25 protein-coding genes are annotated in these 23507 nt (G+C 56.1%); 17 read left to right on the forward strand and 8 right to left on the reverse strand.

Going from position 1 to position 23507, the window contains the following annotated elements:
• Positions 1-46: 46 nt before the first annotated feature.
• A complete protein-coding gene (gene pagP / locus ENTCL_RS15820; protein ID WP_013367148.1) occupies positions 47-667 on the reverse strand; it encodes a lipid IV(A) palmitoyltransferase PagP in 621 nt (206 codons plus the stop codon).
• A 431-nt stretch (positions 668-1098) separates the two neighbouring features.
• On the opposite strand from pagP, the gene dcuC reads away from it, so the two are divergent.
• The 6 genes from dcuC (at position 1099) to uspG (ending at position 7458) form a co-directional block, all read left to right on the forward strand.
• Positions 1099-2478: an anaerobic C4-dicarboxylate transporter DcuC gene (gene dcuC / locus ENTCL_RS15825; protein ID WP_013367149.1), complete on the forward strand. Its 1380-nt coding sequence runs from the start codon at positions 1099-1101 to the stop codon at positions 2476-2478.
• Positions 2479-2781: 303 nt separating this feature from the next.
• A complete protein-coding gene (gene citC / locus ENTCL_RS15830; protein WP_013367150.1) occupies positions 2782-3837 on the forward strand; it encodes a [citrate (pro-3S)-lyase] ligase in 1056 nt (351 codons plus the stop codon).
• Positions 3838-3894: 57 nt separating this feature from the next.
• Complete coding sequence (locus tag ENTCL_RS15835) at positions 3895-5358, forward strand: anion permease (RefSeq protein WP_013367151.1); 1464 nt, start codon at positions 3895-3897, stop codon at positions 5356-5358.
• A gap of 100 nt (positions 5359-5458) precedes the next feature.
• Positions 5459-6268: a ribonuclease I gene (rna, locus tag ENTCL_RS15840; protein WP_013367152.1), complete on the forward strand. Its 810-nt coding sequence runs from the start codon at positions 5459-5461 to the stop codon at positions 6266-6268.
• 184 nt (positions 6269-6452) lie between these two features.
• Complete coding sequence (gene rnk / locus ENTCL_RS15845; protein ID WP_013367153.1) at positions 6453-6863, forward strand: nucleoside diphosphate kinase regulator; 411 nt, start codon at positions 6453-6455, stop codon at positions 6861-6863.
• 166 nt (positions 6864-7029) lie between these two features.
• Positions 7030-7458 (forward strand): universal stress protein UspG, encoded by a 429-nt coding sequence (gene uspG / locus ENTCL_RS15850; RefSeq protein WP_013367154.1) that lies wholly within the window; start codon positions 7030-7032, stop codon positions 7456-7458.
• Between the two features lie 72 nt (positions 7459-7530).
• Here the strand turns inward: uspG and ahpF are convergent, their stop codons facing one another.
• Both ahpF and ahpC read right to left on the reverse strand, forming a co-directional pair.
• The gene (gene ahpF, locus ENTCL_RS15855) at positions 7531-9096 is read right to left on the reverse strand and encodes an alkyl hydroperoxide reductase subunit F (RefSeq protein WP_013367155.1); all 1566 of its coding nucleotides are present in this window, start codon (positions 9094-9096) and stop codon (positions 7531-7533) included.
• Between the two features lie 184 nt (positions 9097-9280).
• Positions 9281-9844 carry an alkyl hydroperoxide reductase subunit C gene (gene ahpC / locus ENTCL_RS15860; protein WP_013367156.1) on the reverse strand — a complete coding sequence of 188 codons (564 nt, stop codon included), beginning with the start codon at positions 9842-9844 and terminating at the stop codon, positions 9281-9283.
• Positions 9845-10258: 414 nt separating this feature from the next.
• Between ahpC and dsbG the strand changes: the two genes are divergently transcribed.
• The 4 genes from dsbG (at position 10259) to ENTCL_RS15880 (ending at position 13942) form a co-directional block, all read left to right on the forward strand.
• Positions 10259-10843 (forward strand): thiol:disulfide interchange protein DsbG, encoded by a 585-nt coding sequence (dsbG, locus tag ENTCL_RS15865; RefSeq protein ID WP_013367157.1) that lies wholly within the window; start codon positions 10259-10261, stop codon positions 10841-10843.
• 197 nt (positions 10844-11040) lie between these two features.
• On the forward strand, positions 11041-11940 hold the full coding sequence (gene citR / locus ENTCL_RS15870; RefSeq protein ID WP_013367158.1) for a DNA-binding transcriptional repressor CitR: 900 nt from the start codon (positions 11041-11043) through the stop codon (positions 11938-11940).
• Positions 11941-12110: 170 nt separating this feature from the next.
• On the forward strand, positions 12111-13334 hold the full coding sequence (locus tag ENTCL_RS15875) for a phosphoadenosine phosphosulfate reductase (protein WP_013367159.1): 1224 nt from the start codon (positions 12111-12113) through the stop codon (positions 13332-13334).
• Positions 13319-13942 (forward strand): IbrB-like domain-containing protein, encoded by a 624-nt coding sequence (locus ENTCL_RS15880; protein ID WP_013367160.1) that lies wholly within the window; start codon positions 13319-13321, stop codon positions 13940-13942. Before ENTCL_RS15875 ends, ENTCL_RS15880 begins: the two co-directional genes overlap by 16 nt.
• On the opposite strand, the gene ENTCL_RS15885 is transcribed toward ENTCL_RS15880, so the two are convergent.
• Positions 13943-15103: a pyridoxal phosphate-dependent aminotransferase gene (locus ENTCL_RS15885; protein WP_013367161.1), complete on the reverse strand. Its 1161-nt coding sequence runs from the start codon at positions 15101-15103 to the stop codon at positions 13943-13945.
• 124 nt (positions 15104-15227) lie between these two features.
• Between ENTCL_RS15885 and ENTCL_RS15890 the strand changes: the two genes are divergently transcribed.
• Genes ENTCL_RS15890 through ENTCL_RS15900 form a run of 3 tightly spaced genes read left to right on the forward strand, consistent with a single transcriptional unit; the run spans position 15228 to position 17067 of the window.
• Positions 15228-15842: a methylthioribulose 1-phosphate dehydratase gene (locus ENTCL_RS15890; protein WP_013367162.1), complete on the forward strand. Its 615-nt coding sequence runs from the start codon at positions 15228-15230 to the stop codon at positions 15840-15842.
• Entirely contained in the window at positions 15839-16528 is a 690-nt protein-coding gene (mtnC, locus tag ENTCL_RS15895; RefSeq protein ID WP_013367163.1) for an acireductone synthase, read from the forward strand. Before ENTCL_RS15890 ends, mtnC begins: the two co-directional genes overlap by 4 nt.
• The gene (locus tag ENTCL_RS15900; protein WP_013367164.1) at positions 16525-17067 is read left to right on the forward strand and encodes a 1,2-dihydroxy-3-keto-5-methylthiopentene dioxygenase; all 543 of its coding nucleotides are present in this window, start codon (positions 16525-16527) and stop codon (positions 17065-17067) included. Before mtnC ends, ENTCL_RS15900 begins: the two co-directional genes overlap by 4 nt.
• Before the next feature lie 86 nt (positions 17068-17153).
• On the opposite strand, the gene ENTCL_RS15905 is transcribed toward ENTCL_RS15900, so the two are convergent.
• A complete protein-coding gene (locus ENTCL_RS15905; protein ID WP_013367165.1) occupies positions 17154-17414 on the reverse strand; it encodes a helix-turn-helix domain-containing protein in 261 nt (86 codons plus the stop codon).
• A gap of 106 nt (positions 17415-17520) precedes the next feature.
• Between ENTCL_RS15905 and ENTCL_RS15910 the strand changes: the two genes are divergently transcribed.
• Positions 17521-17778 carry a helix-turn-helix domain-containing protein gene (locus tag ENTCL_RS15910; RefSeq protein ID WP_013367166.1) on the forward strand — a complete coding sequence of 86 codons (258 nt, stop codon included), beginning with the start codon at positions 17521-17523 and terminating at the stop codon, positions 17776-17778.
• A gap of 33 nt (positions 17779-17811) precedes the next feature.
• Here ENTCL_RS15910 and mtnA read toward each other — a convergent pair whose 3' ends face one another.
• The gene (mtnA, locus tag ENTCL_RS15915; RefSeq protein WP_013367167.1) at positions 17812-18837 is read right to left on the reverse strand and encodes an S-methyl-5-thioribose-1-phosphate isomerase; all 1026 of its coding nucleotides are present in this window, start codon (positions 18835-18837) and stop codon (positions 17812-17814) included.
• A 104-nt stretch (positions 18838-18941) separates the two neighbouring features.
• Between mtnA and mtnK the strand changes: the two genes are divergently transcribed.
• The 3 genes from mtnK to ENTCL_RS15930 all read left to right on the forward strand — a co-directional run bounded on the left by mtnK (position 18942) and on the right by ENTCL_RS15930 (position 21094).
• Entirely contained in the window at positions 18942-20141 is a 1200-nt protein-coding gene (gene mtnK, locus ENTCL_RS15920) for an S-methyl-5-thioribose kinase (protein ID WP_013367168.1), read from the forward strand.
• 271 nt (positions 20142-20412) lie between these two features.
• A complete protein-coding gene (locus tag ENTCL_RS15925) occupies positions 20413-20715 on the forward strand; it encodes a type II toxin-antitoxin system RelE family toxin (RefSeq protein ID WP_013367169.1) in 303 nt (100 codons plus the stop codon).
• A complete protein-coding gene (locus tag ENTCL_RS15930; RefSeq protein ID WP_013367170.1) occupies positions 20690-21094 on the forward strand; it encodes a helix-turn-helix domain-containing protein in 405 nt (134 codons plus the stop codon). Before ENTCL_RS15925 ends, ENTCL_RS15930 begins: the two co-directional genes overlap by 26 nt.
• Here ENTCL_RS15930 and ENTCL_RS15935 read toward each other — a convergent pair.
• A complete protein-coding gene (locus ENTCL_RS15935) occupies positions 21091-21288 on the reverse strand; it encodes a YbdD/YjiX family protein (protein ID WP_013367171.1) in 198 nt (65 codons plus the stop codon). The two genes, ENTCL_RS15930 and ENTCL_RS15935, sit on opposite strands and share 4 nt — an antisense overlap.
• A gap of 58 nt (positions 21289-21346) precedes the next feature.
• A complete protein-coding gene (cstA, locus tag ENTCL_RS15940; RefSeq protein ID WP_013367172.1) occupies positions 21347-23452 on the reverse strand; it encodes a pyruvate/proton symporter CstA in 2106 nt (701 codons plus the stop codon).
• Between the last annotated feature and the right edge of the window lie 55 nt (positions 23453-23507).

Raw genomic sequence — 23507 nt, forward strand, 5'->3', positions numbered from 1 at the left:
TCACAACGCTGCCGAGAGCACGTTTTGTCACAAACCGGACAAATCGTTAAAACTGAAACCGTAGCCAGGCAAAGTAAACGTTACCGTTGTTGTAAGTACCTGGGATGTAGGTCATCTGAAACGTCGCCGGACCGTACCCCACCGACGCCATCGGCAGGATCACCGGCAGCGGAATATAGTTCCAGTTATCACGCGCCGTCACCCCCAGCGTGTACCCCAGTCCCAGATGGAAGTTGTCGTCCGCCAGCGGGCGCCAGGTTTTTTCCCAGCCGTAGCCGACAATCGGCTCCCATTTGTTGAACGAGTCCTTAAACGCCATCAGATACAGGCCGTTCCAGTTGCCCTTTTCATCCCAGCGCGACATCCCGAACCCGGCGCCCCAGGGGCGCTCATTGTAGTTATCGATCTTTTCCTGATCGTAGGCAAAGCGCGCATGCCAGGTGATCACCGGGACATAGAGATCGTAATGCTCCGGCGCCTGCCAGGTTTGCGTGACGTTATTGCTCAGCGTGGACCAGGCGTCGCTGACGGTAGCGCTAAACGATGCCTGCGCAGTGGTTGAAAACATCATCTGGCTGACAAAGGCGATAATTAAAATTACGTATTTATTCACTTTTAACACATTATTATGACCGAAATACAGATATCCGAAAATTGTAACAAGCATAAAGTTAATAAAGCATGAACAGACCAGGATTTGTCTTGTTTATTACAGAATAATCTGGAGCAGATGAATAATTAAAATCCCTATGAGAAGCGTGGATTTCTTATATTTTGCGGGACAATCCTTACATTTTCTCACGTCATGCCCGCGTCCTGGGTTCATAAAGCACTCAGATTGCCTTATGAATATAGAGACACTTTAACGTAACAATTTTTTTTCATTTATGCATCTTTTACAGCGAAAATTCGACAACGACAAAAGAGATATAGTGTGATTACCGGCTGTGTTTTACTTTCGCGGGCGTATCAGCTCGCCGGTTTATTGATTTCCGTCAGCAAGTTCAGCGCGTTTATTCGGCACATTCCATAGCTTCTTTTTTTGAAATCGCTTTTGCACAGAATATTCTTTGGGCAACAGACACACAGGGATCTATCATGCTAACGTTGTTTGAACTCCTTATCGGGGTTGTCGTCATAGTGGGCGTCGCCCGCTACATCATAAAAGGTTACTCCGCAACCGGCGTCTTATTTGTCGGCGGTCTGTTATTGCTTATCGCCAGCGCGGTGATGGGCCACAAGGTTCTCCCCGGCAGCGCCACCAGCACCGGCTACTCCGCGACTGATATCGTTGAATATGTTAAAATTTTGCTGATGAGCCGCGGTGGCGATCTCGGCATGATGATCATGATGCTGTGTGGTTTCGCCGCTTATATGACGCACATTGGCGCGAATGACATGGTAGTGAAACTGGCCTCCAAACCGCTGCGTTATATTAATTCGCCCTATTTGCTGATGGTGGCGGCCTATTTCCTGGCCTGCCTGATGTCGCTCGCCGTTTCATCCGCCACCGGTCTTGGCGTCCTGCTGATGGCAACGCTGTTCCCGGTGATGGTAAACGTCGGCATCAGCCGCGGCGCGGCGGCGGCGATTTGCGCCTCCCCGGCGGCGTTAATTCTTTCTCCGACATCCGGCGACGTTGTGCTGGCGGCAAAAGCGGCGGAAATGCCGCTCATTGATTTTGCCTTTAAAACTACGCTGCCTATCTCAATTGCGGCAATCGTCTGCATGGCGGTGGCGCATTTCTTCTGGCAGCGTTATCTGGATAAAAAAGAAAATATCAGCCACGAGATGCTGGACGTCAGCGAAATTACCACCACCGCACCGGCGTTTTACGCCATCCTGCCGTTTACGCCCATTCTCGGCGTGCTGGTCTTTGACGGCAAATGGGGCCCGGAACTGCACATTATTACCATCCTGGTACTCTGTATGCTGCTGGCCGCTATTCTGGAATTCATACGCGGTTTCGATACTAAAAAGGTTTTCGCTGGCCTGGAAGTGGCCTATCGCGGCATGGCGGACGCCTTTGCCAGCGTCGTCATGCTGCTGGTGGCCGCGGGCGTCTTTGCTCAGGGCTTAAGCACCATCGGCTTTATCGACAGCCTCATCTCCATCGCGACCTCGTTCGGCTCCGCCAGCATTATTCTGATGCTGGTGCTGGTCGTGCTGACGATGCTGGCGGCCATGACCACCGGTTCCGGTAACGCGCCGTTTTACGCGTTTGTCGAGATGATCCCAAAACTGGCGCACTCCTCCGGTATCAATCCGGCATACCTGTCGATCCCAATGCTGCAGGCCTCCAACCTTGGCCGCACGATCTCCCCGGTCTCCGGCGTCGTGGTCGCCGTCGCCGGGATGGCGAAAATATCCCCCTTTGAGGTGGTAAAACGCACCTCCGTGCCGGTTATCGTCGGCCTGATTGTGGTTATCGTCGCCACCGAAGTGCTGGTGCCGTCCGTCGCCGCTATCGGCGGCTGAAATATTGCGGCTATTATTGTCGGGGCGTATTTTCGCGCCCCGACGTTTTCTCCCCGCGCTATATTTAAAAATTCGTTTTTAAATTGTAATAAATTTGTTTATCTTATTTTACCCGCCCCACCCACCATTCTCTATTTAAACGCATCAACGCTGAAGAATATCTCCACGGGAAACACCGGGAATAAAAACCATATAAACCACACGTTTGTTTGTGGATAACTTCAAATACCCTCGTCATATTCCTCTTTATGATCCTGATAATGAAAAAGGCACCGCGTCCGTCATGCATATACAGGATCCCACATGTTCGATAACCTTTTGATTTCTCGCGTCAGGCGTTCTGAAAACGACAAAATCGCCGCCATTACGCAATTCCTTAATGAGAATGATCTGCGTATCGATACTACCATTGAGGAATTTATTACCCTGAGCCGCAGCGGGCGACTCATCGCCTGCGGCGGGCTGGCGGGAAATATTATTAAATGCGTCGCCATCAGCGATAGCGCGCGGGGAGAAGGACTGGCATTAACCTTAGCAACCGAATTAATTAATCTGGCGTATGAATGGCAGAGAACGCATCTGTTTATTTACACCAAAACGGAAAACGAAGACTTATTCGCCAAATGCGGCTTTTATACCCTGGTGCGCGTACCGGGCATCATGGTGCTGATGGAAAACAACCCGTCGAGCATTGGACGCTATATCAAACAGCTCTCGTTACAGCGACACGAGGGCGCGAAGATTGGCAGCATCGTGATGAACGCCAACCCGTTTACCAACGGGCATCGCTACCTGGTGGAGCAGGCCGCAGCGCAGTGCGACTGGCTGCACCTGTTTCTGGTGAAAGAGGATACGTCGCGATTTCCGTACAAGGACAGGCTGGCGCTGGTGCTGGAAGGCACCCGCGGCATCAGCGGGCTGACGGTGCACCCGGGCTCGGAATATATCATCTCCCGGGCGACCTTCCCCTGCTATTTCATTAAAGAGCAGAACGTCATCAACCACTGCTACACCGAAATCGATCTCAAAATATTTCGCCAGTATATTGCCCCCGCGCTCGGCATCACCCACCGCTTTGTCGGCACCGAGCCATTTTGTCAGGTCACTTCTCAGTACAACCGCGACATGCAGTTCTGGCTGCAGACGCCGTCGCTGGAATTCCCGCCGGTTGAGATAGTCGAGATCCCGCGTTTGTGCTACCTCGACATACCGGTCTCCGCCTCTCGCGTGCGTAAATTACTGGTTAAAAAAGATCTGCAGACCATTGCCCATATGGTCCCGCCTGACACCCTGAATTATTTGCAACGCCTCCTTTCGACGCGTCAGACCAGCCCCCTTCTGGCCCCAACGTCGGGTTAACCCGCGCCATGGCGCGTGCGCAATGAATGATAAAAAAAACTTTATGGAGAATTGGTTATGTCCCTAACAAAAGGCCAGATATGGAAGTTGCTGGCCCCCCTGTTTGTGATGTTTATATTGTTTTTAATTCCCGTGCCTGACGGCATGCCGCCGCAGGCGTGGCACTATTTCGCCGTGTTTGTCGCCATGATTGTGGGTATGATCCTCGAGCCCATCCCGGCTACCGCGATCAGCTTTATCGCCGTGACGATCTGCGTCATCGGCAGCCAGTACCTGCTCTTTGACGCCAAAGAGCTGGCGAAGCCTGGTTTTGAAGCCAGCGCGCAGGCGCTAAAGTGGGGGCTGGCCGGTTTTTCCAGCACCACGGTCTGGCTGGTATTTGGCGCGTTTATCTTCGCGCTGGGCTATGAGGTCACCGGGCTTGGCCGCCGTATTGCTCTGTTTATGGTCAAGTTTATGGGCAAGCGCACGCTGACGCTGGGTTACGCTATCGTGATTATCGATATCCTGCTGGCGCCGTTTACCCCCTCGAATACTGCCCGTACCGGCGGTACCGTCTTCCCGGTTATCAAAAACCTGCCGCCGCTGTTTAACTCGTTCCCCAACGATCCGTCGTCTCGCCGCATCGGCGGCTACCTGATGTGGATGATGGTCATCAGTACCAGCCTCAGCTCGTCGATGTTCGTCACCGGCGCAGCGCCCAACGTGCTCGGCCTTGAGTTTGTCAGCAAAATCGCCGGTATCCAGATAAGCTGGCTGCAGTGGTTCCTCGGCTTCCTGCCCGTGGGCCTGATTCTGCTGGTGATAGCCCCCTGGCTCTCCTACGTTCTGTATAAGCCCGAAATCACCCACAGCGCCGAGGTCTCCGGCTGGGCCCGCGAGGCGCTGAAAGAGATGGGCGCGCTGAGCAAAAAAGAGATAACGCTTATCTGTCTGGTGCTGTTAAGCCTGGCGCTCTGGGTCTTCGGTGGTGATTTCATCGACGCCACGGCGGTGGGGATGCTGGCGGTATCCCTGATGCTGGCACTTCACGTTGTGCCATGGAAAGAGATAACCAAATACAACGGCGCCTGGAACACGCTGGTCAACCTCGCCACGCTGGTGGTGATGGCAAACGGCCTGACGCGTTCAGGATTTATCAAATGGTTTGCCGACACCATGAGCACGCACCTGGAAGGCTTTTCACCTACCGCGACGGTTATTGTCCTGGTGCTGGTGTTCTATTTTGCCCACTACCTGTTCGCCAGCCTGTCGGCCCACACCGCCACCATGCTGCCGGTGATCCTCGCCGTCGGCAAAGGCATTCCGGGCGTGCCGATGGAGCAACTTTGCCTGCTGCTGGTGCTGTCTATCGGGATCATGGGCTGCCTGACGCCGTATGCCACCGGCCCTGGCGTTATTATCTACGGCTGCGGCTACGTCAAGTCACGGGATTACTGGCGCCTGGGCGCTATCTTTGGCGTCATTTATATTTCCTTACTGCTGCTGGTCGGCTGGCCTATCCTGGCGCTATGGAACTGATCGTACGGTAATAAATCTGCCAGACCAGGCCAGTGAGTCCTCCTCACTGGCCTTTTTTGTGATTTAATAAAAACAATTCAGGTTTACAGGAATATCCCCAATGACTCCCGGATGGAAGACACTCACGCTGCTGCCTGCCTTTGCTCTGCTGCCCGCCTTTGCCGCATCAGCCGATCCGCTGCAGGCCACCCAGTACGGCGATTTTGACCGCTATGTGCTGGCGCTCTCCTGGCAAACCGGTTTTTGTCAGAGCCAGTACGATCGTAATCACGATGCGCCGCCAGAATGCCGTTTACAGAAAGACGTGGCCGACAAGACCAGTTTTCTGACCGTGCATGGCCTGTGGCCAGGGCTGCCGAAGTCTATCGCCGCGCGCGGCGTCGACGACCGTCGCTGGATGCGCTACGGCTGCGCCACGCGCCCGGAGCCGAATATGCCGGAGGTGCGCGCCAGCCGCAAATGCGCGGCGGCAGAAACCGGTTTATCGCTGGAAATGGCGAATAAACTCAACAACGTCATGCCTGGCAGCGGCGGTAAATCCTGCCTTGAGCGCTATGAATACGCCAAGCATGGCGTCTGCTTCGGTTTCGATCCCGATGCCTATTTCGGCACGATGGTGCGCCTGAACGGCGAAGTGCGTCAGAGCGCGCTGGGAACGTTCCTCGCCGACAACTACGGCAAAACCGTCAGCCGCAGCGACTTCGATAGCGCCGTCGCCAAAAGCTACGGCCAGGAGGGCGTCAAGGCCATCAAACTGACCTGTAACGGTAATCCGGCTTACCTGACCGAAATGCAGATTGCCATCAAGGCCAGCGCCATTAACGCGCCGCTGTCGGAAGGCTCCCTGCTGGCGCAACCGCACCCCGGCAACTGCGGACAGCAGTTTGTTATCGATCAGGTCGGTTATTAATCGTTAACCCGCGCCAGCCCCTTTTTGCCAGCGCGGATATCGACGGGATGCTCCTCTTATGTGAGCTAAATCACTTCAAACTTTCGACCTCAGTCAGTATGATGGTCGAACGATTAAACCCTCGCCTTCCCCCGGCGAGGGTTTTCTTTTGGACACTGGTACCTGGAATAACATGGAGTAAACAATGACCAGACCCGCAATTATCATTAACGAATTTGATGCGGAACGTATCGATCGCCTGCTGGAACAACCTGCATGGGCCAGTTCACCGGTTGCCGACGCGCTGAATGACGAATTAGACCGCGCCCAGATGTGTGCGCCGGAGTCGATGCCGCACGATGTCGTCAGCATGAACAGCAAGGTCAGATTCCGCGATCTTACCACCGGCGAAGAGCGCGTGCGCACGCTGGTCTTCCCGACGCAGATGACCGACAGCAGCACGCAGCTGTCCGTTCTGGCGCCCGTCGGCGCGGCGCTGCTGGGCCTGCGCGTCGGCAGCACTATTCACTGGGAGCTGCCAAACGGCACCGCAACCCACCTTGAAGTGCTGGAATTACTCTATCAGCCGGAAGCGGCCGGCGAATTCCACCGTTAATCCCGTCGTTTTTAGAGGATGTATATACATCCTCTTTCCGCATCAGCCATGACGCTATTTTGCACTACTCTCCTGCGACAGATCACAAATTTGCGACCTGAATGACACAATAAATGTGCATAATGTGTTTGTATAACAGTAACGACAATCGCAAGGAGGAAAGCATATGTACCATACGATCATTATGCCGGTTGATGTCTTTGAAATGGAGTTGAGCGATAAGGCCATTCGCCACGCGGAGTTTATGGCGCAGAAGGACGGCGTTATTCATCTTCTGCATGTGCTACCCGGCTCCGCCAGCATGACGATGAGCCGTTTTGCGGCGGATTTGCGCCGTTTTGAAGAGCATTTACAGCAGGAAGCTGAAACGCGCCTGAAGACTATGGTCACCCACTTTAGCATTGAGCCGTCCCGGATTAAGCTGCATGTCAGCTTCGGCAACATTCGCGATGCGGTTAACGACCTCGCCGAAGACCTGCATGCGGACGTTGTGGTTATCGGTTCCCGCAACCCTTCTATCACCACGCACCTGCTGGGTTCCAACGCCTCGAACGTGATCCGCCATGCGCATATTCCGGTGCTGGTTGTGCGTTAACGCTAGCGTAAAAAAAAAGAGGCGACCTGAAGGTCGCCTCTTTACATTGCAGGTATCGTCTTACTTTCTTTTTTATGCCGTTTTGGTACGAATCAAATAATCAAATGCGCTGAGGGAGGCTTTTGCGCCTTCGCCGGTGGCGATGATTATCTGCTTGTACGGAACGGTGGTGCAGTCGCCCGCCGCGAACACGCCCTTCACGCTGGTTTCGCATTTTGCATCGACGATGATTTCGCCCATGCGGTTGCGCTCAATGGCGCCTTCCAGCCAGTTCGTGTTCGGCAACAGGCCAATCTGAACAAAAATGCCCGACAGCGCGACATGATGCGCGTCGCCGCTAACGCGGTCACGGTAGTCAAGACCGGTCACTTTGCTGCCGTCGCCCTTCACTTCGGTAGTCTGCGCATTGAGGATGATATCGACGTTTTTCAGGCTGCGGACTTTATTCTGCAGCACCTGGTCGGCCTTCATCTCCGGGGCAAACTCCAGCAGGGTCACGTGCTCGACAATACCGGCCAGATCGATCGCCGCCTCAACGCCGGAGTTACCGCCGCCGATGACCGCCACTCGCTTGCCTTTAAACAGCGGGCCGTCGCAGTGCGGGCAATAGGTCACGCCTTTCGTACGGTACTGATCTTCGCCCGGCACGTTCATGTTGCGCCATTTTGCCCCGGTGGCAATGATAATGCTGCGCGCCTTAAGCACCGCGCCGGAGACCGTCTCAAGATGGTGCAAACCGCCTTCAACGGCAGCAGGCGTCAGCTTGCGCGCGCTCTGGGCGTCAATGACGTCGACGTCATAGTCGGACACGTGCTGCTTGAGCGCGCCCGCCAGCTTCTGGCCTTCCGTTTTCGGTACCGAGATATAGTTCTCTATGTCCACAGTATCCAGCACCTGACCGCCAAAGCGCTCGCCCATCAGCCCGGTACGAATACCTTTACGGGCGGAGTAAATCGCCGCCGCCGCACCCGCCGGGCCGGAGCCGACGATCAGCACATCGTAGGCGTCGCGCTGGTTCAGCGCCTCTGCTGCACGTTTCTCCGCGCCGGTATCCACTTTGGCGACGATTTCCGTCAGGGTCATACGGCCCTGGCCGAACGCCTTGCCGTTCATAAAGACCGCCGGAACGCCCATTACGTTGCGATCGGTGATCTCGTTCTGGAACGTACCGCCGTCAATCGCCGTATGCTTAATGCGTGGGTTGAGCACTGCCATCAGGTTCAGCGCCTGCACCACGTCCGGACAGTTGTGACAGGAGAGCGAATAATAGGTTTCAAACTCGAAATCACCGTCAAGATCGCGAATCTGCTCCAGCAGCGCCTGCGCTTCTTTCGACGGATGACCGCCGGTCCACAGCAGCGCCAGCACCAGCGAGGTAAACTCATGCCCCAGCGGAGAACCGGCGAAGCGCGGCCCCTGGTCAGACCCCGGATTGGTAATCAGGAAAGAGGGTTTACGTACCGCCAGAGCGTTATCTTCTTTAAAGGTGACTTTTGCTGACAGTTCGGCGATTTCAGCCAGCAGCTCCCTGATCTCTGCCGATTTAGCGCTGTCGTCCAGCGTGGCAATCAGCTCAACAGGCCGGGTCAGTTTCTCAAGGTAAGCCCTGAGCTGGGTTTTCATATTCGTGTCGAGCATTATTCTTCCCTCTCTAAAAACATCATCATGCAAGCGGCCTTACGCCGGCTGCCTGAATGCAACTTGCATCATGGTGCTGGAAAAAACGGGTGCGATGCACCCGTGGAGCGCCGGGTGGTACTTCGTGACCCGGCCTGTGATGTTGCAGGCCCATGCAAGCGCAGCGCCGCCGGGCCTATCTGACTTAAATCTTACCGACCAGGTCCAGTGATGGCGCCAGCGTAGCTTCGCCTTCTTTCCACTTAGCCGGGCACACTTCGCCTGGGTGGGAAGCCACATACTGCGCCGCTTTGATTTTGCGCAGCAGGTCAGACGCATCGCGGCCGATACCTTCAGCGGTCACTTCGATAGCCTGGATGATGCCCTGCGGGTCAACAACGAAGGTTGCGCGATCGGCCAGGCCTTCATCTTCACGCATGTTGTCGAAGTTACGAGTCAGCGCGCCGGTCGGGTCGCCGATCATCGCGTATTTGATTTTCGCGATAGTGTCGGAGCTGCTGTGCCACGCTTTGTGGGTAAAGTGGGTATCGGTAGAAACCGAGTACACGTCTACGCCCAGTTTCTGCAGTTCGTCGTAGTGGTCCGCGACGTCACCCAGTTCGGTCGGGCAAACGAACGTGAAGTCAGCCGGGTAGAAGAAGAAGACGCTCCAGCGACCTTCGGTATCTTTCTCGGTAACTTCGACGAATTCACCGTTTTTGAACGCCTGGTTTTTGAAAGGTTTGATTTTGGTATTAATTAAAGACATCTGTACTTCCTCCATGTTTTCGTTGAGGGCTAAGGTAACTAACTTTCCCCGCTTCGGCTAATGCGTTTCCTTTATCAAATCAATAAGCGCTGGCTAACAATGCGCGGCGAATTACTTTGTGAATCTTTATATACGCTTATCCCGCGAGCCCGGCACATGCGCACAATGTCAGCTAAAGTAAAAAGGCCACCTTTGCAGATGGCCCCGTTACCTGAAGCCCCTGAGGGCTTTCAGTGCCAGCATCTGCTGGCGATGTGTTGCGCTCTGCATGACCTTACAGGTAAGGCTGTCACAGCGTGAAGGATTACAGCATCCGCTCTGGCGAAGCGCAATTGCAGCACCCCGGGTCTTATCTATGGTTGTGATAGGTTCAGCCGTTCACACTGTTATTTACCTGCTTCACAAGGTGTTCCCATGCGTAAGCTCGCACTTTTTCTCACCCTGCTACCTCTCCTCGTCAGCACGCAAGCACTGTCTGCCGACGCCGGTCAAACTCCCTCGGCCACGCAAAATACGGCCAGCAATAGCGAAGAACAGGCAATCTGGCAACGGATGGAGCAAGCGCACTGGCTGCTTGATGGCAAAAAAGACGCGCCACGGATTATCTATCTCTTTACAGACCCCTTTTGCCCCTACTGTCGGCAGTTCTGGCAGCAGTCGCGTCCATGGATAGACTCAGGAAAAGTGCAAATTCGAACATTACTCGTTGGCGTAATTAAACCGGATAGCCCGGCGACGGCGGCCGCGATCCTTTCGTCAATGGACCCGGCGAAAACATGGCGTGACTACGAGCAGTCCTCAGGAAAAATTGTCCCTGAAGTCTCGCGTCTTATCGCTCCGGATAAGCTAAAAATCCTCAATGATAATAAAAAAATCCTTATTGATTTAGGGGCGGCAGTCACTCCAGCCATTTATTATATGAATGATGCTAAACAATTACAGCAGGTTGTTGGCCTTCCGGATAGCACCAGCCTGCATGCGATGATGGGCAGCGATTAAATCAATAACGTCGGGTGATAAAATTCTCTCAAAGAATGGTTGCCCGACGCGCCCCGGCGCTGGATAAAACATTTTTTTACATATATATTAAGCAGGCTTTCATTGACCTTTAAGTTAAACAAAAAGCATGGATGTGAATAACTCAATTGCAAGCTATATTTATTATCAATAGTTGCAAATTAACAAGGACAAAAAAAATGGCAAACCTCTACGATCTTAAAAAGTTCGACCTGAATTTATTGGTTATTTTCGAATGTATTTATCAGCACCTCAGCATCAGCAAAGCCGCGGAATCCCTGTTTATCACCCCCTCAGCCGTGAGCCAGTCGCTACAGCGCCTGCGCACCCAGCTTAATGATCCGCTGTTTATCCGTGCGGGAAAAGGGATCACGCCGACAACCATTGCGGTGAATTTGCATCACCACCTGGACAATAATTTAAATCAGATCGAAAAAACGCTTCAGCTAATGAGCCGAACCGACCTGGCCAGAAAATTTATCGTCTATGCGCCGCAGCTCATTATCCTTGACCCTGTAAAAAACCTGTTCAATATTTTCGAGCAAGAGCCCAATTTGCTTATTGAACATCACGATATGCTTATCGCCCAGCAAAGCGCAGAGGATTTGCTCAATTACCGTAAAGCCGATTTGGTCATCACCACAACGCCGTCGACCAATCTCTCCGTCGTCTGCCAGCCGCTGCAGTCTTTCAGGCTGATTCCCATATGCCGACGCGCCCACCCTCGCCTGAAAGAAACGGTGACGCTGGAACAACTGTTGTCGGAAAGCACAGTCTCTTACGTGGTGGATGACCCAATACTTAAATCCATTCAGGTAGATAGCCACCCCTATTTTCAGGAGCGAAAGGTTTCGTTTCGCAGCAGCTCGGTCTTTGCGCTGATGAACATGATCAGCAACAGCGACCTTGTCGGTTTTCTCCCTGACCTTGTGTATGAGTATTTTAAAGATTTTCTGCAGTTAAAAGCGTTATTAACGCCCGTCCCTTCGCCAACGGTGACGCTGTACATGATTTATAACCGGACTTCGCTGAACAATACCAGCTTTGCCGAATTTATCTCCAGGATTAGCGTTCTTTAAGAAACACCGGCGCAAAAATTAAGAACTTTCGCACAAAGATTTACTATAAATATAAATTCTTATTGATATATTAATATAGTTAATACATCAATAAAGTCGTTTACTCATTGTTGTTTTTTATATACTTTTAAAATTAACAATATCATATCAGCCAACCAGGGATTGTTGCCATGTCTGTTTTCAAATACCCACTCGACGCCTCTGTAAAGGACGCTGGCGAGGAGCGTATTACGTGGGTGCTGAACAATTTCGATAAGGTCTGCGTCTCATTTTCCGGCGGAAAAGACTCTACCGTGATGCTGCATTTAACCGGGCAGTTGGCCAGAAAGCTCGGCAAGCGATTCAGCGTATTATTCATCGACTGGGAAGCGCAATTCAGCAGCACCATTAATCATTGCCAGAAAATGCGCGAACAGTATCAGGACGTCATTGAGACGTTTTATTGGGTCGCCCTGCCGCTGACCACGCCCAACGCGCTGACCCAGTTTACGCCGGAATGGCAGTGCTGGGAGCCCGGGATGCAGTGGGTACGCCAGGCGCCCGATGATGCCATCACCGACCCTGAGTATTTCTCGTTTTACCGCCCCGGCATGACGTTCGAAACCTTCGTGCGCGACTTCGCCGAGTGGTTTTCGCAAAAGCGTCCTGCGGCGGTGCTGGTGGGTATTCGCGCCGATGAATCCTACACCCGCTTCCTGGCCGTAGCCTCACAGCGCAAGCAGCGCTTTGCCGACGACAAACCGTGGACCAGCATGTCCCCCGGCGGCCACGCCTGGTACGTTTATCCCATTTATGACTGGAAAACGGCCGATATCTGGACGTGGTTTGCCCGCACGCAGAGCTGCTACAACCCGCTTTACAACCTGATGTACCAGGCCGGCGTACCGCTGCGCTACATGCGCATCTGCGAACCGTTTGGCCCTGAACAGCGCCAGGGACTGTGGCTCTACCACGTTCTGGAGCCGGAACGCTGGGCGGCGATGTGCCAACGGGTCAGCGGCGCGCACTGCGGCGGCGTTTACGCCGGGCATGACAATCAGTTTTACGGCCACCGCAAGCTGGAAAAACCGGAGCAACACAGCTGGAAAAGCTACGCCATGTTCCTGCTCGACACCATGCCGCCGCCCACCGCAGAGCACTACCGCAACAAAATCGCCGTCTACCTGCACTGGTATCAAAAGAAGGGAATGGATGACATTCCCGACAGCCAGCACGGCGATACCGGTTCAAAAGATGTGCCGTCGTGGCGCAGAATCTGCAAAGTCTTATTAAATAACGATTACTGGTGTCGCATGCTGTCCTTCAGCCCGACCAAAACCGGTAACTATCAGCGCTATAGGGAACGTATGAACCAAAAGCGCCAACAGTGGGGAATTCTATGCAACAATCAATAATTGAACAGATTGGCCAGCTTCTGGAGTCGCTTTGCGAAGACCAGCGCATTGAGGCGATTAATCAGCTTCGTCAGGCCATCCACGCGCATAGCCCCTTTAAAGAAAACCCGGTCGATTGCGTATTATGGGTGAAACAGGAGCAGGTCACGCCCAACAGCTATAACCCGAACAACGTGGCGCCGCCGGAGAAAAGGCTGCTGCAAAAATCGCTGGAGGCCGACGGCTTCACCCAACCGGTGGTGGTTTACCGGCAAAAAGATCATTATGAAATCGTCGATGGCTTTCACCGCCACGCGCTGGCGAAATCCAAAGCTACGCTTAAACGTCAGCTTAAGGGCTACGTTCCGGTGAGCTGCCTGTCAGAAAAATCGTCAGAAACCAGCGGGCGCATGGCGTCGACTATCCGCCATAACCGCGCCCGCGGGCGCCATCAAATCAATGCGATGGCGGATATTGTCCGCGAGCTGGCGCAGCTTGGCTGGAGCGATGAAAAAATCAGCGCCGAGCTCGGAATGGATGCCGACGAAGTACTGCGCCTGCGCCAGATGAGCGGCCTGCTCGACCTGTTTGCCGACCGCCAGTTCTCTCAGGCGTGGACGGTGAAATAGCTATAGCCGACACAGCCGTTCGGCCGCCGCCAGCAGCGTCGACGGCTGCTTGGCAAAGCACAGGCGAATCAGCTTGTGCGGAAACGGATCGGCGCAAAAGACGGACAGCGGAATCGCCGCTACGCCGACCTCGGTCGTCAGCCAGCGGCAGAAGCTCACATCATCGAGATCGGAAATCGCGCTGTAATCCGCCAGCAGGAAGTAGGTGCCTTCGCACGGCAGGATCTCCAGCCGGCTCTGGCTCAGCGCGTTAATAAACAGATCCCGGCGCGCGCGGTAAAACGCCGGCAGCTCGCGATAGTGCGCGGGCTCGTCGCGCAGCATATCGGCCAGCGCCAGCTGGGCCGGGGTGTTTACCGCAAAGGTGAGATACTGATGCACCTTGCGCAGCTCAGCGCTAATGGCCGCGGGCGCGACGCAGTACCCGACTTTCCAGCCGGTCATGTGATAGGTTTTGCCAAACGACGATACCGCCACCGCGCGCTCACGCAGCTGCGGATGCGCCAGCACGCTGGCGTGGCCGTCGCGGGCAAAGCAGATATGTTCGTACACCTCATCGCTCAGCACATAAATCTCGCGCCCGACAATCGCCTGCCACAGCGCGTCAAAATCGGCTTTTTGCCACACCGTTGCCGACGGGTTGTGCGGCGTATTGAGGATAACCAGCCGGGTCTTCTCGCTCAGCAGCCCGTCAAACGCCTGCCAGTCGACGCGAAAATGCGGCGGCGTCAGGGCAATACGCTTCACCACCCCGCCGGAAAGCGCGATGGCAGGCGCATAGCTGTCGTAGCTGGGGTCAAAACAGATAACCTCATCGCCCTGGCGCACCAGCGCGGTAATCGCGGCGTACAGCGCCTCGGTTGCTCCGGCGGTCACCGTAATATCGCTATTGGCGTCCGGCGCATGACCATACAGCGCCGCCGTTTTCTGCGCAATCGCCTCACGCAGCGCCTGCACGCCGGTCATCGGCGCGTACTGGTTCGCCCCCTGGCTGACGTGATGCGCCAGCCGCTCCTGCAAATAGCGTGGGCCGTCGAAGTCCGGAAACCCTTGCGACAGGTTGATGGCCTGGTGCTGCTGCGCCAGCGCGCTCATTTGCGTAAAAATAGTAGTGCCCAGACTGGGCAATTTGCTTTGTGGGATCAGAGGGTTATTGCTCATTTTAGTGTTGACCAGTTGTAATGCTGTTGTTGATGCCACTATAACACGATGTTAATATTTGGCAATCAAGACGCTTAGACGTCTAAACGATAGCAATATTCCTGACCGCCGGAGAAAGGAAAAGATGACCAACAACCTGCAGCTCACCGCCCTTGTCGGGGCCTGTCACTGGATTGGCGCCAAAGGCTGGGCGCCCGCGACCGGCGGCAATATGTCCGTTCGCGAAGATGAACTCACCTGCTGGCTGAGCGAATCCGGTAAAGACAAGGGCAGCCTGACGCCAGAAGACTTCTTACCGGTAGAGATAGCCACCAACCACGCGCCGTCCGGCCGCAAGCCGTCGGCAGAAACCGGGCTGCATACGCTTATCTATCGCCTGTTTCCGCAGGCGGGCGCGGTATTGCACGTCCACACAGTCAATGCCACTATCCTCTCTCGTATCGAAAAATCCGCCGAGCTGGTGCTGCAGGGCTACGAAATGCAAAAATCGCTGCGCGGCCAGACCAGCCACCTTGACGCCGTACGAATTCCGGTTTTCGATAACGATCAGGATATTGCCGCCCTTGCCGGACGTATTGAAGACTACGCCCGCACGCGCCCGCTGAGCTACGGCTTCTTGCTACGCGGCCACGGCCTGACCTGCTGGGGACGCGATGTGGCCGAGGCCCGCCGTCATCTCGAAGGGCTGGAATTTTTATTTGAGTGCGAACTGCGCTTACGCCAACTGGAGACATTATGATCCGCGCGATCGTGACCGATATTGAGGGTACTACCAGCGATATTCGCTTCGTTCATAACGTGCTGTTTCCCTACGCCCGCGAGCGTCTTGCGGCGTTCGTCAACGCCCAGCAGTTCGTTGAGCCGGTCAGTACCATCCTCGATAACCTGCGCGCGGAAATCACCCGCCCGGACGCCACCGCCGCAGAGCTTATCGCGACGCTGCTCGCCTTTATGGACGAAGATCGCAAGTCTACGGCGCTCAAAGCGCTGCAGGGTATTATCTGGCAGGATGGCTACGTCAACGGCGACTTTCGCGGTCACCTGTACCCCGACGTGCTGCCCTCACTGGAGAAATGGAAGGCGCAGGGTCTTGATCTGTATGTTTATTCTTCAGGCTCCGTTGCGGCGCAGAAACTGTTATTTGGCTACAGCGACGAGGGTGATATTACCTCTCTGTTCAGCGGCTATTTTGACACGCACATCGGCGCTAAGCGCGAGGTGCAGTCGTACCAGAATATCGCCGCCAGCCTCGGCCATTCGCCCGCGCAAATCCTGTTCCTTTCTGATATCCATCAGGAGCTGGACGCCGCCGAACAGGCCGGTTTTCGGACGTTGCAGTTAGTTCGCGGCGACGGCGATGCCGCCAGCCACCATCACCAGGTTCATCGTTTTGACGATATTCATCCGGAGCAGATTCCCTCATGAGCGCACTGACGATTTTTTCCGATAATGACGCCAGCCAGCCGACCTGGCACGGTACCGACGCCCAGAAAATCGCCCGGCAGCTCAGCGCCAAAGGCGTGCGCTTTGAGCGCTGGCAGGCGGACCAGGCTCTCGGCGATAACCCGACGCCGGACGCCGTGCTCGCGGCTTATCAGCACGCTATTGCCACACTGGTGGCGGAAAAAGGCTATCAGAGCTGGGACGTTATCAGCCTGCGCGCCGACAACCCGCAGAAAGCGGCGCTGCGCGAGAAGTTCCTGAGCGAACATACCCACGGCGAAGACGAGGTGCGCTTCTTCGTGGAGGGCGCAGGTCTTTTTTGCCTGCATATCGGCAACGAGGTGTATCAGGTGCTGTGTGAGAAAAATGACCTGATCTCCGTCCCGGCGGGCACCCCGCACTGGTTTGATATGGGGTCTGAACCGAACTTTACCGCAATTCGCGTTTTCGATAACCCCGAAGGCTGGATAGCGCAGTTTACCGGCAGCAGTATTGCGGACGGCTACCCGCGCCTGGCGTGAACACGGCGTTCCCTCTTTACCATTGCAAAGAGGGATCCGGCTAACGATTTGGCGATCGAAAAAACATCGTCACCGACCTTTTCTCTTCATTTATCCGCAGGCTCAAGCAGCCTGATATTTTTCCCGATGCCGTCAAGCACGACCTCCGGCACAATGCCCACCAGCCGCGACAGATGCACAAACTCCACCACATCCAGCCGACGCTCACCGCTCTCTACTTTGGCAATAAATGACTGCGGTTTGCCTAAGGCCTCTGCGAGCTGCGCCTGCGTAATCCTCCGTTCCTTTCGCGCTTTTTTAAGCGCGCGAATAACGCGCTGATAGTCGTCCGAGTAAACAGAGGCCATGAGTCCGATTCCTGAGTAATATCCGGAAATCGAATATCCGCGCGTTGTCTTTTTATCCCAAAGCGGGATAATTGAACACGTAACGACCACGTGTAAGGAGAACACAATGGACCGGCAAAACTGGCATCACGCCGACATTATTGCGGCGCTCAAGAAGCGCGGGACCAGTCTCGCGGCGCTGTCGCGCAGGGCCGGGCTTTCATCCTCCACGCTTGCCAATGCGCTGTATCGTCCCTGGCCAAAGGGGGAATCGATCATTGCGCAAGCGCTTGACGTCGAGCCCGAAAGCATCTGGCCCGAGCGTTATATCGATGCGCAGGGGGCGCCGGTGGTAAGAAAGCTAAGGATGAACCGCGCGCCATAGGTGGAAGGGAGAACGTCAACCGCCCGTCTGCTGTTACCTCGCGATAGCAAAAACCCCTTTCTCCACCTCTTCCGGCGTCACGATTCCGCTGTCCAGCACCCAGCCGCTGATAAGCGTCGCGGGGGTCACGTCAAATGCCGGGTTGTACACCTGAGCATCCGGCGGCGTCCACCGTACGGCGCCAAAGCTGCCGGCAGCGCCGGTGACCTCAGCCGCCGCCCGCTGCTCGATGGGGATAGCCTCGCCGTTCGGGCAATGCGGGTCAAGCGTGGTGCGCGGCGCGGCGACGTAAAACGGGATGCCGTGGAATTTCGCCAGTACCGCCAGCGAATAGGTGCCAATCTTATTGGCCACATCACCGTTCGCGGCAATACGGTCAGCGCCAACCCACACCGCGTCCACCAGCCCCTTCGCCATCAGGCTGGCGGCCATTGAGTCGGTAATCAGCTGATAGGGTACGCCCAGCTCGCCAAGCTCCCATGCGGTAAGACGTCCGCCCTGCAACAGCGGACGCGTCTCATCCACCCAGACGTTCGCCACCTTTCCCTGCCGATGCGCCTGCTGAATAACTCCCAGCGCTGTCCCGACGCCCGCCGTCGCCAGCCCGCCGGTATTGCAGTGGGTCAGCAGGCGGCTGCCGGGTTTTACCAGCGCGCTGCCGGCGCGGGCGATGCCGTCGCACAGGGCTTTATCCTCCTCGACCAACCGCAAGGCTTCCGTCACCAGCGCCGCCACAAACCCCTCTTCGCGCAGCGCGAGCTTCATGCGGTCGAGATTGTTCATCAGGTTCACCGCCGTCGGACGCGACGCGCGCAGCGTTTCCAGCGCATGCAGCAGTGCATCGCGTGAATGCCCCTGCTCTGCCAGCAGCGCCAGCAGCAGGCTGGCGGAGAGGCCAATCAGCGGCGCGCCGCGCACCCGCAGGGCATGAATGTGCCCCACCAGCGCCTCGACGGTGCTGGCGTCCAGCCAGCGCTTTTCCTGCGGCAGCGCCTGCTGGTCAAGAATAAAGAGCGCGTTATCGCGGATCCGCAGGCTGGTGGTTTGTAATGTATGCATGTCGTTAAATCCATGTTGCGTTGTTGTATTGCATTGTGTCAGGATGGAATTCGGATGTATAGACGTCTGAATGGCTTTATTTCTGAATGATGAGGATCGAGGCAATGTCGCAATACCATACCTTCACCGCCCACGATGCTGTGGCCTACGCGCAACAATATGGCGGCCTGGATAACCCGTCAGACCTGACGTCAGCGCAGGAGGTCGGCGACGGCAACCTCAACCTGGTCTTCAAAATTTTCGATACCCACGGCGTCAGCCGCATCATCGTTAAGCAGGCGCTACCCTATGTCCGCTGCGTCGGCGAGTCCTGGCCGCTGACCCTGGACCGCGCGCGCCTCGAGGCGCAAACCCTGGTCGAGCACTACCGCCACAGCCCGCAGCACACGGTAAAAATCCACCACTTTGACCCGGCGCTGGCGGTAATGGTGATGGAAGATCTCTCCGATCACCGCATCTGGCGCGGGGAGCTCATCAAAGGCGTCTACTACCCGCAGGCCGCGCGCCAGCTGGGCCGCTACCTGGCGCATACCCTGTTTCATACCAGCGACTTTTACCTGCATCCGCATGAAAAGAAAGCTCGGGTGGCGCAGTTCATTAACCCGGAGATGTGCGAGATAACAGAGGATCTGTTCTTCAACGACCCCTACCAGATCCACGAACGCAACAGCTACCCCGCGGCGCTGGAGGCGGATGTCGCGGCCCTGCGTAATGACGACGCGCTAAAGACCGCGGTCGCGTCGCTCAAGCACCGCTTCTTGTCACACGCCGAAGCGTTACTGCACGGCGATATCCACAGCGGCTCCGTTTTCGTGGCCGGGAACAGCCTGAAGGCCATTGACGCCGAGTTCGGCTACTACGGTCCGATAGGCTTCGACGTGGGGACCGCCATCGGCAACCTGCTGCTGAACTACTGCGGCCTGCCGGGACAGCTGGGCATTCGCGATGCCGCCGCCGCCCGCGAGCAGCGCCTGAGCGATATTCAGCAGCTGTGGACGACCTTTCGCGGGGAGTTTCTGGCGCTGGCGGAGGCCAAATCCCGCGATGCGGCGCTGGCCTGGCCGGGCTATGCGTCCGCGTTTTTGGGCAAAGTATGGCAGGATGCGGTGGGCTTCTGCGGCACCGAGCTTATCCGCCGCAGCGTTGGGCTGTCGCACGTCGCGGACATCGACACCATCGCCGATGAGGCCATGCGCAACGAATGCCTGCGCCACGCCATTCAGCTGGGCAAGGCATTAATCGTGATTGCCGGGCGCATCGACAGCGCAGAAGAGCTGGTGGCGAGAGTGCGTCAGTACGGCTGACCCGCGCTGCGACAGTCAACTTACCGGTAACGCTGACGCCGCAAACGCTCTACGCCGCCTTTGAGAACGTGGAGAATCTCGACGCGTAATCCATAATTTTTGTTTGCCTCTGTCGCCTGACAGAGGCGTTTTCGAGCCGCTTCGCATCCCTCCCCTTTTCGTCTTCCGTGGCTTCCCCAATAGCGCTATTGTTCAGCAACAACACGCTTATAAATTTTCTAATAATCTTATTATTTACTTATGAAAAAACAGGCGTACAGTGGAGGACGATATGATCGTTTTTTGGTCAAGGCGCGCAGAGAAGCAGCTTGCGGCAATCGATGCCCGCTACCGGAAACGGATTACGGAAAAGCTGCGGACAATGGATGATAGAAATGCGCCAGCGGCAGATATTAAGAAACTGTCAATGCCTGAAGATCATTATCGGTTACGAGTGGGCGATTACCGCATCATCTTCACGCTGAATGGAGATACCGGCGAGGGCTGCTATGTGGTGGCCATAAAACGCAGAACCTCCACAACCTACCTTCACGAGGAGCCGACACCCTATGGCAGTGCAACTCATCAGAGATGATAAAGGAGATCCCCAGTACGTGGTGATCCCCTATAGCGAATATTGTCGTATGCGTATGAAACTGGCTGAATACGATGATGAAAATGAGCAGGACTGGGAAGACATCCCCTGGGAATCCGATAAATACGACGATGTCCCCCTGCCTGATGCGGTCTGCGCTATTATGAACCGTGAAAACGTCAGCCTTCAGGCGGCCTGGCGCATAATGCGCGGATTATCACAACAGGATGTCGCCGATAAGCTGGGCATCAGCCAGTCTGCGGTATCACAGCTTGAGGCTAAAGACACACGCCCGCAAAGACGTACTCGTGAAAAGCTGGCCGCCATTTATGGCTGTACTCAGGAACAAATCAGCCTCTATCTACCGAAAGAAGGCTAGCAGCACTTCGCGCCGCCTTTGCCGCCGTAGCGGGCGTCCTGACGATCGCGAAAAAACTCTTCATAGGTCATCGGCGTCTGGTCCGGATGCGTCTGGCGCATATGCTCGACGTAGTTATCGTAATCAGGAACGCCGATCATCATTTTCGCCGCCTGGCCTAAGTATTTTCCCGCTTTGGATAGGGTGTCGAACATCGTTCATGTCTCGTCTTTATTCCCTCTCCCCGGTTGGGGAGAGGGTTAGGGTGAGGGGTTAGTGCGCCCCTTTCGCCTGGGTCACAATCTCTTCCAGGTTCTCCGGCATCGGCTCGTACGGCGTCTCTTTCGCCGTTGGCTTGTCTTCCTTCAGCGCCGCCAGCGCGGTCTTCACAGAATAAACCGCCAGCACCACAACCACCACCATAAAGAAGATGGTCAGTCCCGCATCCAGACGGTTGTTAAACACCAGCTGCGTCAGCTGAGACTGGGTGTACTGCGGCGGAATACTACCGCTGTCGATCATCGCCTGGAACTTGTTGGCGATGGCGAGGAAGCCCACTTTCGCATCGCTGCTGAAGGCCTTCTGCCAGCCCGCGGTGAGGGTACAGACCAGCAGCCAGGCGGTCGGCAGCAGCGCGACCCAGGCGTAACGCTGGCGCTTCATCTTAAACAGTACCACCGCGCACAGCATCAGCGCCATACCCGCCAGCATCTGGTTGGCGATGCCGAACAGCGGCCACAGGGTGTTGATGCCGCCCAGCGGGTCAACCACGCCCTGATGCAGGAAGTAGCCCCACGCCAGCACGCACAGCGCCGTCGCCAGCAGGTTAGCAGGCAGGGAGTCGGTACGCTTGAGATTCGGGCTGATGACCCCCAGCAGATCCTGCAGCATAAAGCGCGCCGCGCGGGTGCCTGCGTCAACGGCGGTCAGAATGAACAGCGCCTCAAACAGAATCGCAAAGTGGTACCAGAACGACACATCCATCAGCCCGCCCAGCGAGCCGTGCAGGATATAGGCCATCCCTACCGCCAGGGTCGGCGCGCCGCCCGCACGGGAGATGATCGACTGCTCGCCGACCTCATTGGCTATCTGATGCAGGGCGTCCGGCGTAATGCTAAAGCCCCAACTGCTGACCACCTGCGCGGCGGAGGCCACCACGTCGACGGTTCCCGCTGGCGCCAGCACCGCCAGCGGGCTGTTCATGGCGAAATAGACGCCCGGGTCGATGATGCACGCCGCCACCAGCGCCATGATCGCCACGAAGGACTCCATCAGCATCCCGCCGTAGCCGATAAGACAGGCCTGCCCTTCGTTCGCCAGCATCTTCGGCGTGGTGCCTGAGGCGATCAGCGCGTGGAAGCCGGACACGGCGCCGCAGGCGATGGTAATAAACAGGAACGGGAACAGGCTGCCGGTCCACACCGGGCCGGTACCGTCGATAAACTTCGTCAGCGCGGGCATGGTCAGCGTCGGACGCATGATCAGAATACCGATGGCCAGACCGACGATGGTACCGATTTTCAGGAACGTCGAGAGATAGTCGCGCGGCGCCAGCAGCAGCCACACCGGCAGCACCGCCGCCACGAAACCATAGCCCACCAGCATCCAGGTCAGCTGTATGCCGGTAAAGTCAAAGAACGGCGCCCAGGCCGGGCTTGCCGCCACCCAGCCGCCGGAAATGATGGCGAACACCAGCAGCACCAGGCCAATCACCGACACCTCGCCGATGCGCCCGGGGCGCAGATAGCGAATATAGATACCCATAAAAATCGCCAGCGGGATGGTAAAGGCGACGGTGTAGGTTCCCCACGGGCTGTGGGTCAGCGCTTTCACCACGATCATCGCCAGCACCGCCAGAATAATCACCATGATCATAAAGGTGGCGATCAGCGCGATCACCCCGGCGGTTGCGCCCATCTCTTCTTTCACCAGTTCGCCCAGCGAGCGGCCGTCGCGGCGGGTCGAGACGAACAGCACCATGAAGTCCTGTACCGCCCCGGCGAGCACCACGCCGGCGAGGATCCAGATCATCCCCGGCAGGTAGCCCATCTGCGCCGCCAGCACCGGCCCCACCAGCGGGCCTGCGCCGGCAATCGCGGCAAAGTGGTGGCCGAACAGCACTTTTTTGTCGGTCGGCACATAGTCCAGACCGTCGTTATGACGGACGGCGGGCGTCATGCGGGTGGGGTCAACCGCCAGCACCGTTTTGGCGATGTAGCGGCCATAGAAGCGGTAGGCAATAAGATAGATACACACCGCGGCAACGACTATCCACAGCGCGTTGATCTGCTCGCCGCGGTTAAGCGCGATGTAGCCAAGGGCGAACGCTCCCACAATCGAGAGAATCGCCCACAGCAGGTATTTCCCTGAGTTGTTCATGGTTGTTATCCGTTGTTGTGAAACAGTGAGATGTTACATTTTGTTTCTAGAACAA

It is taken from the genome of [Enterobacter] lignolyticus SCF1, assembly GCF_000164865.1.
GTDB classification, from domain to species: Bacteria; Pseudomonadota; Gammaproteobacteria; order Enterobacterales; family Enterobacteriaceae; genus Enterobacter_B; species Enterobacter_B lignolyticus.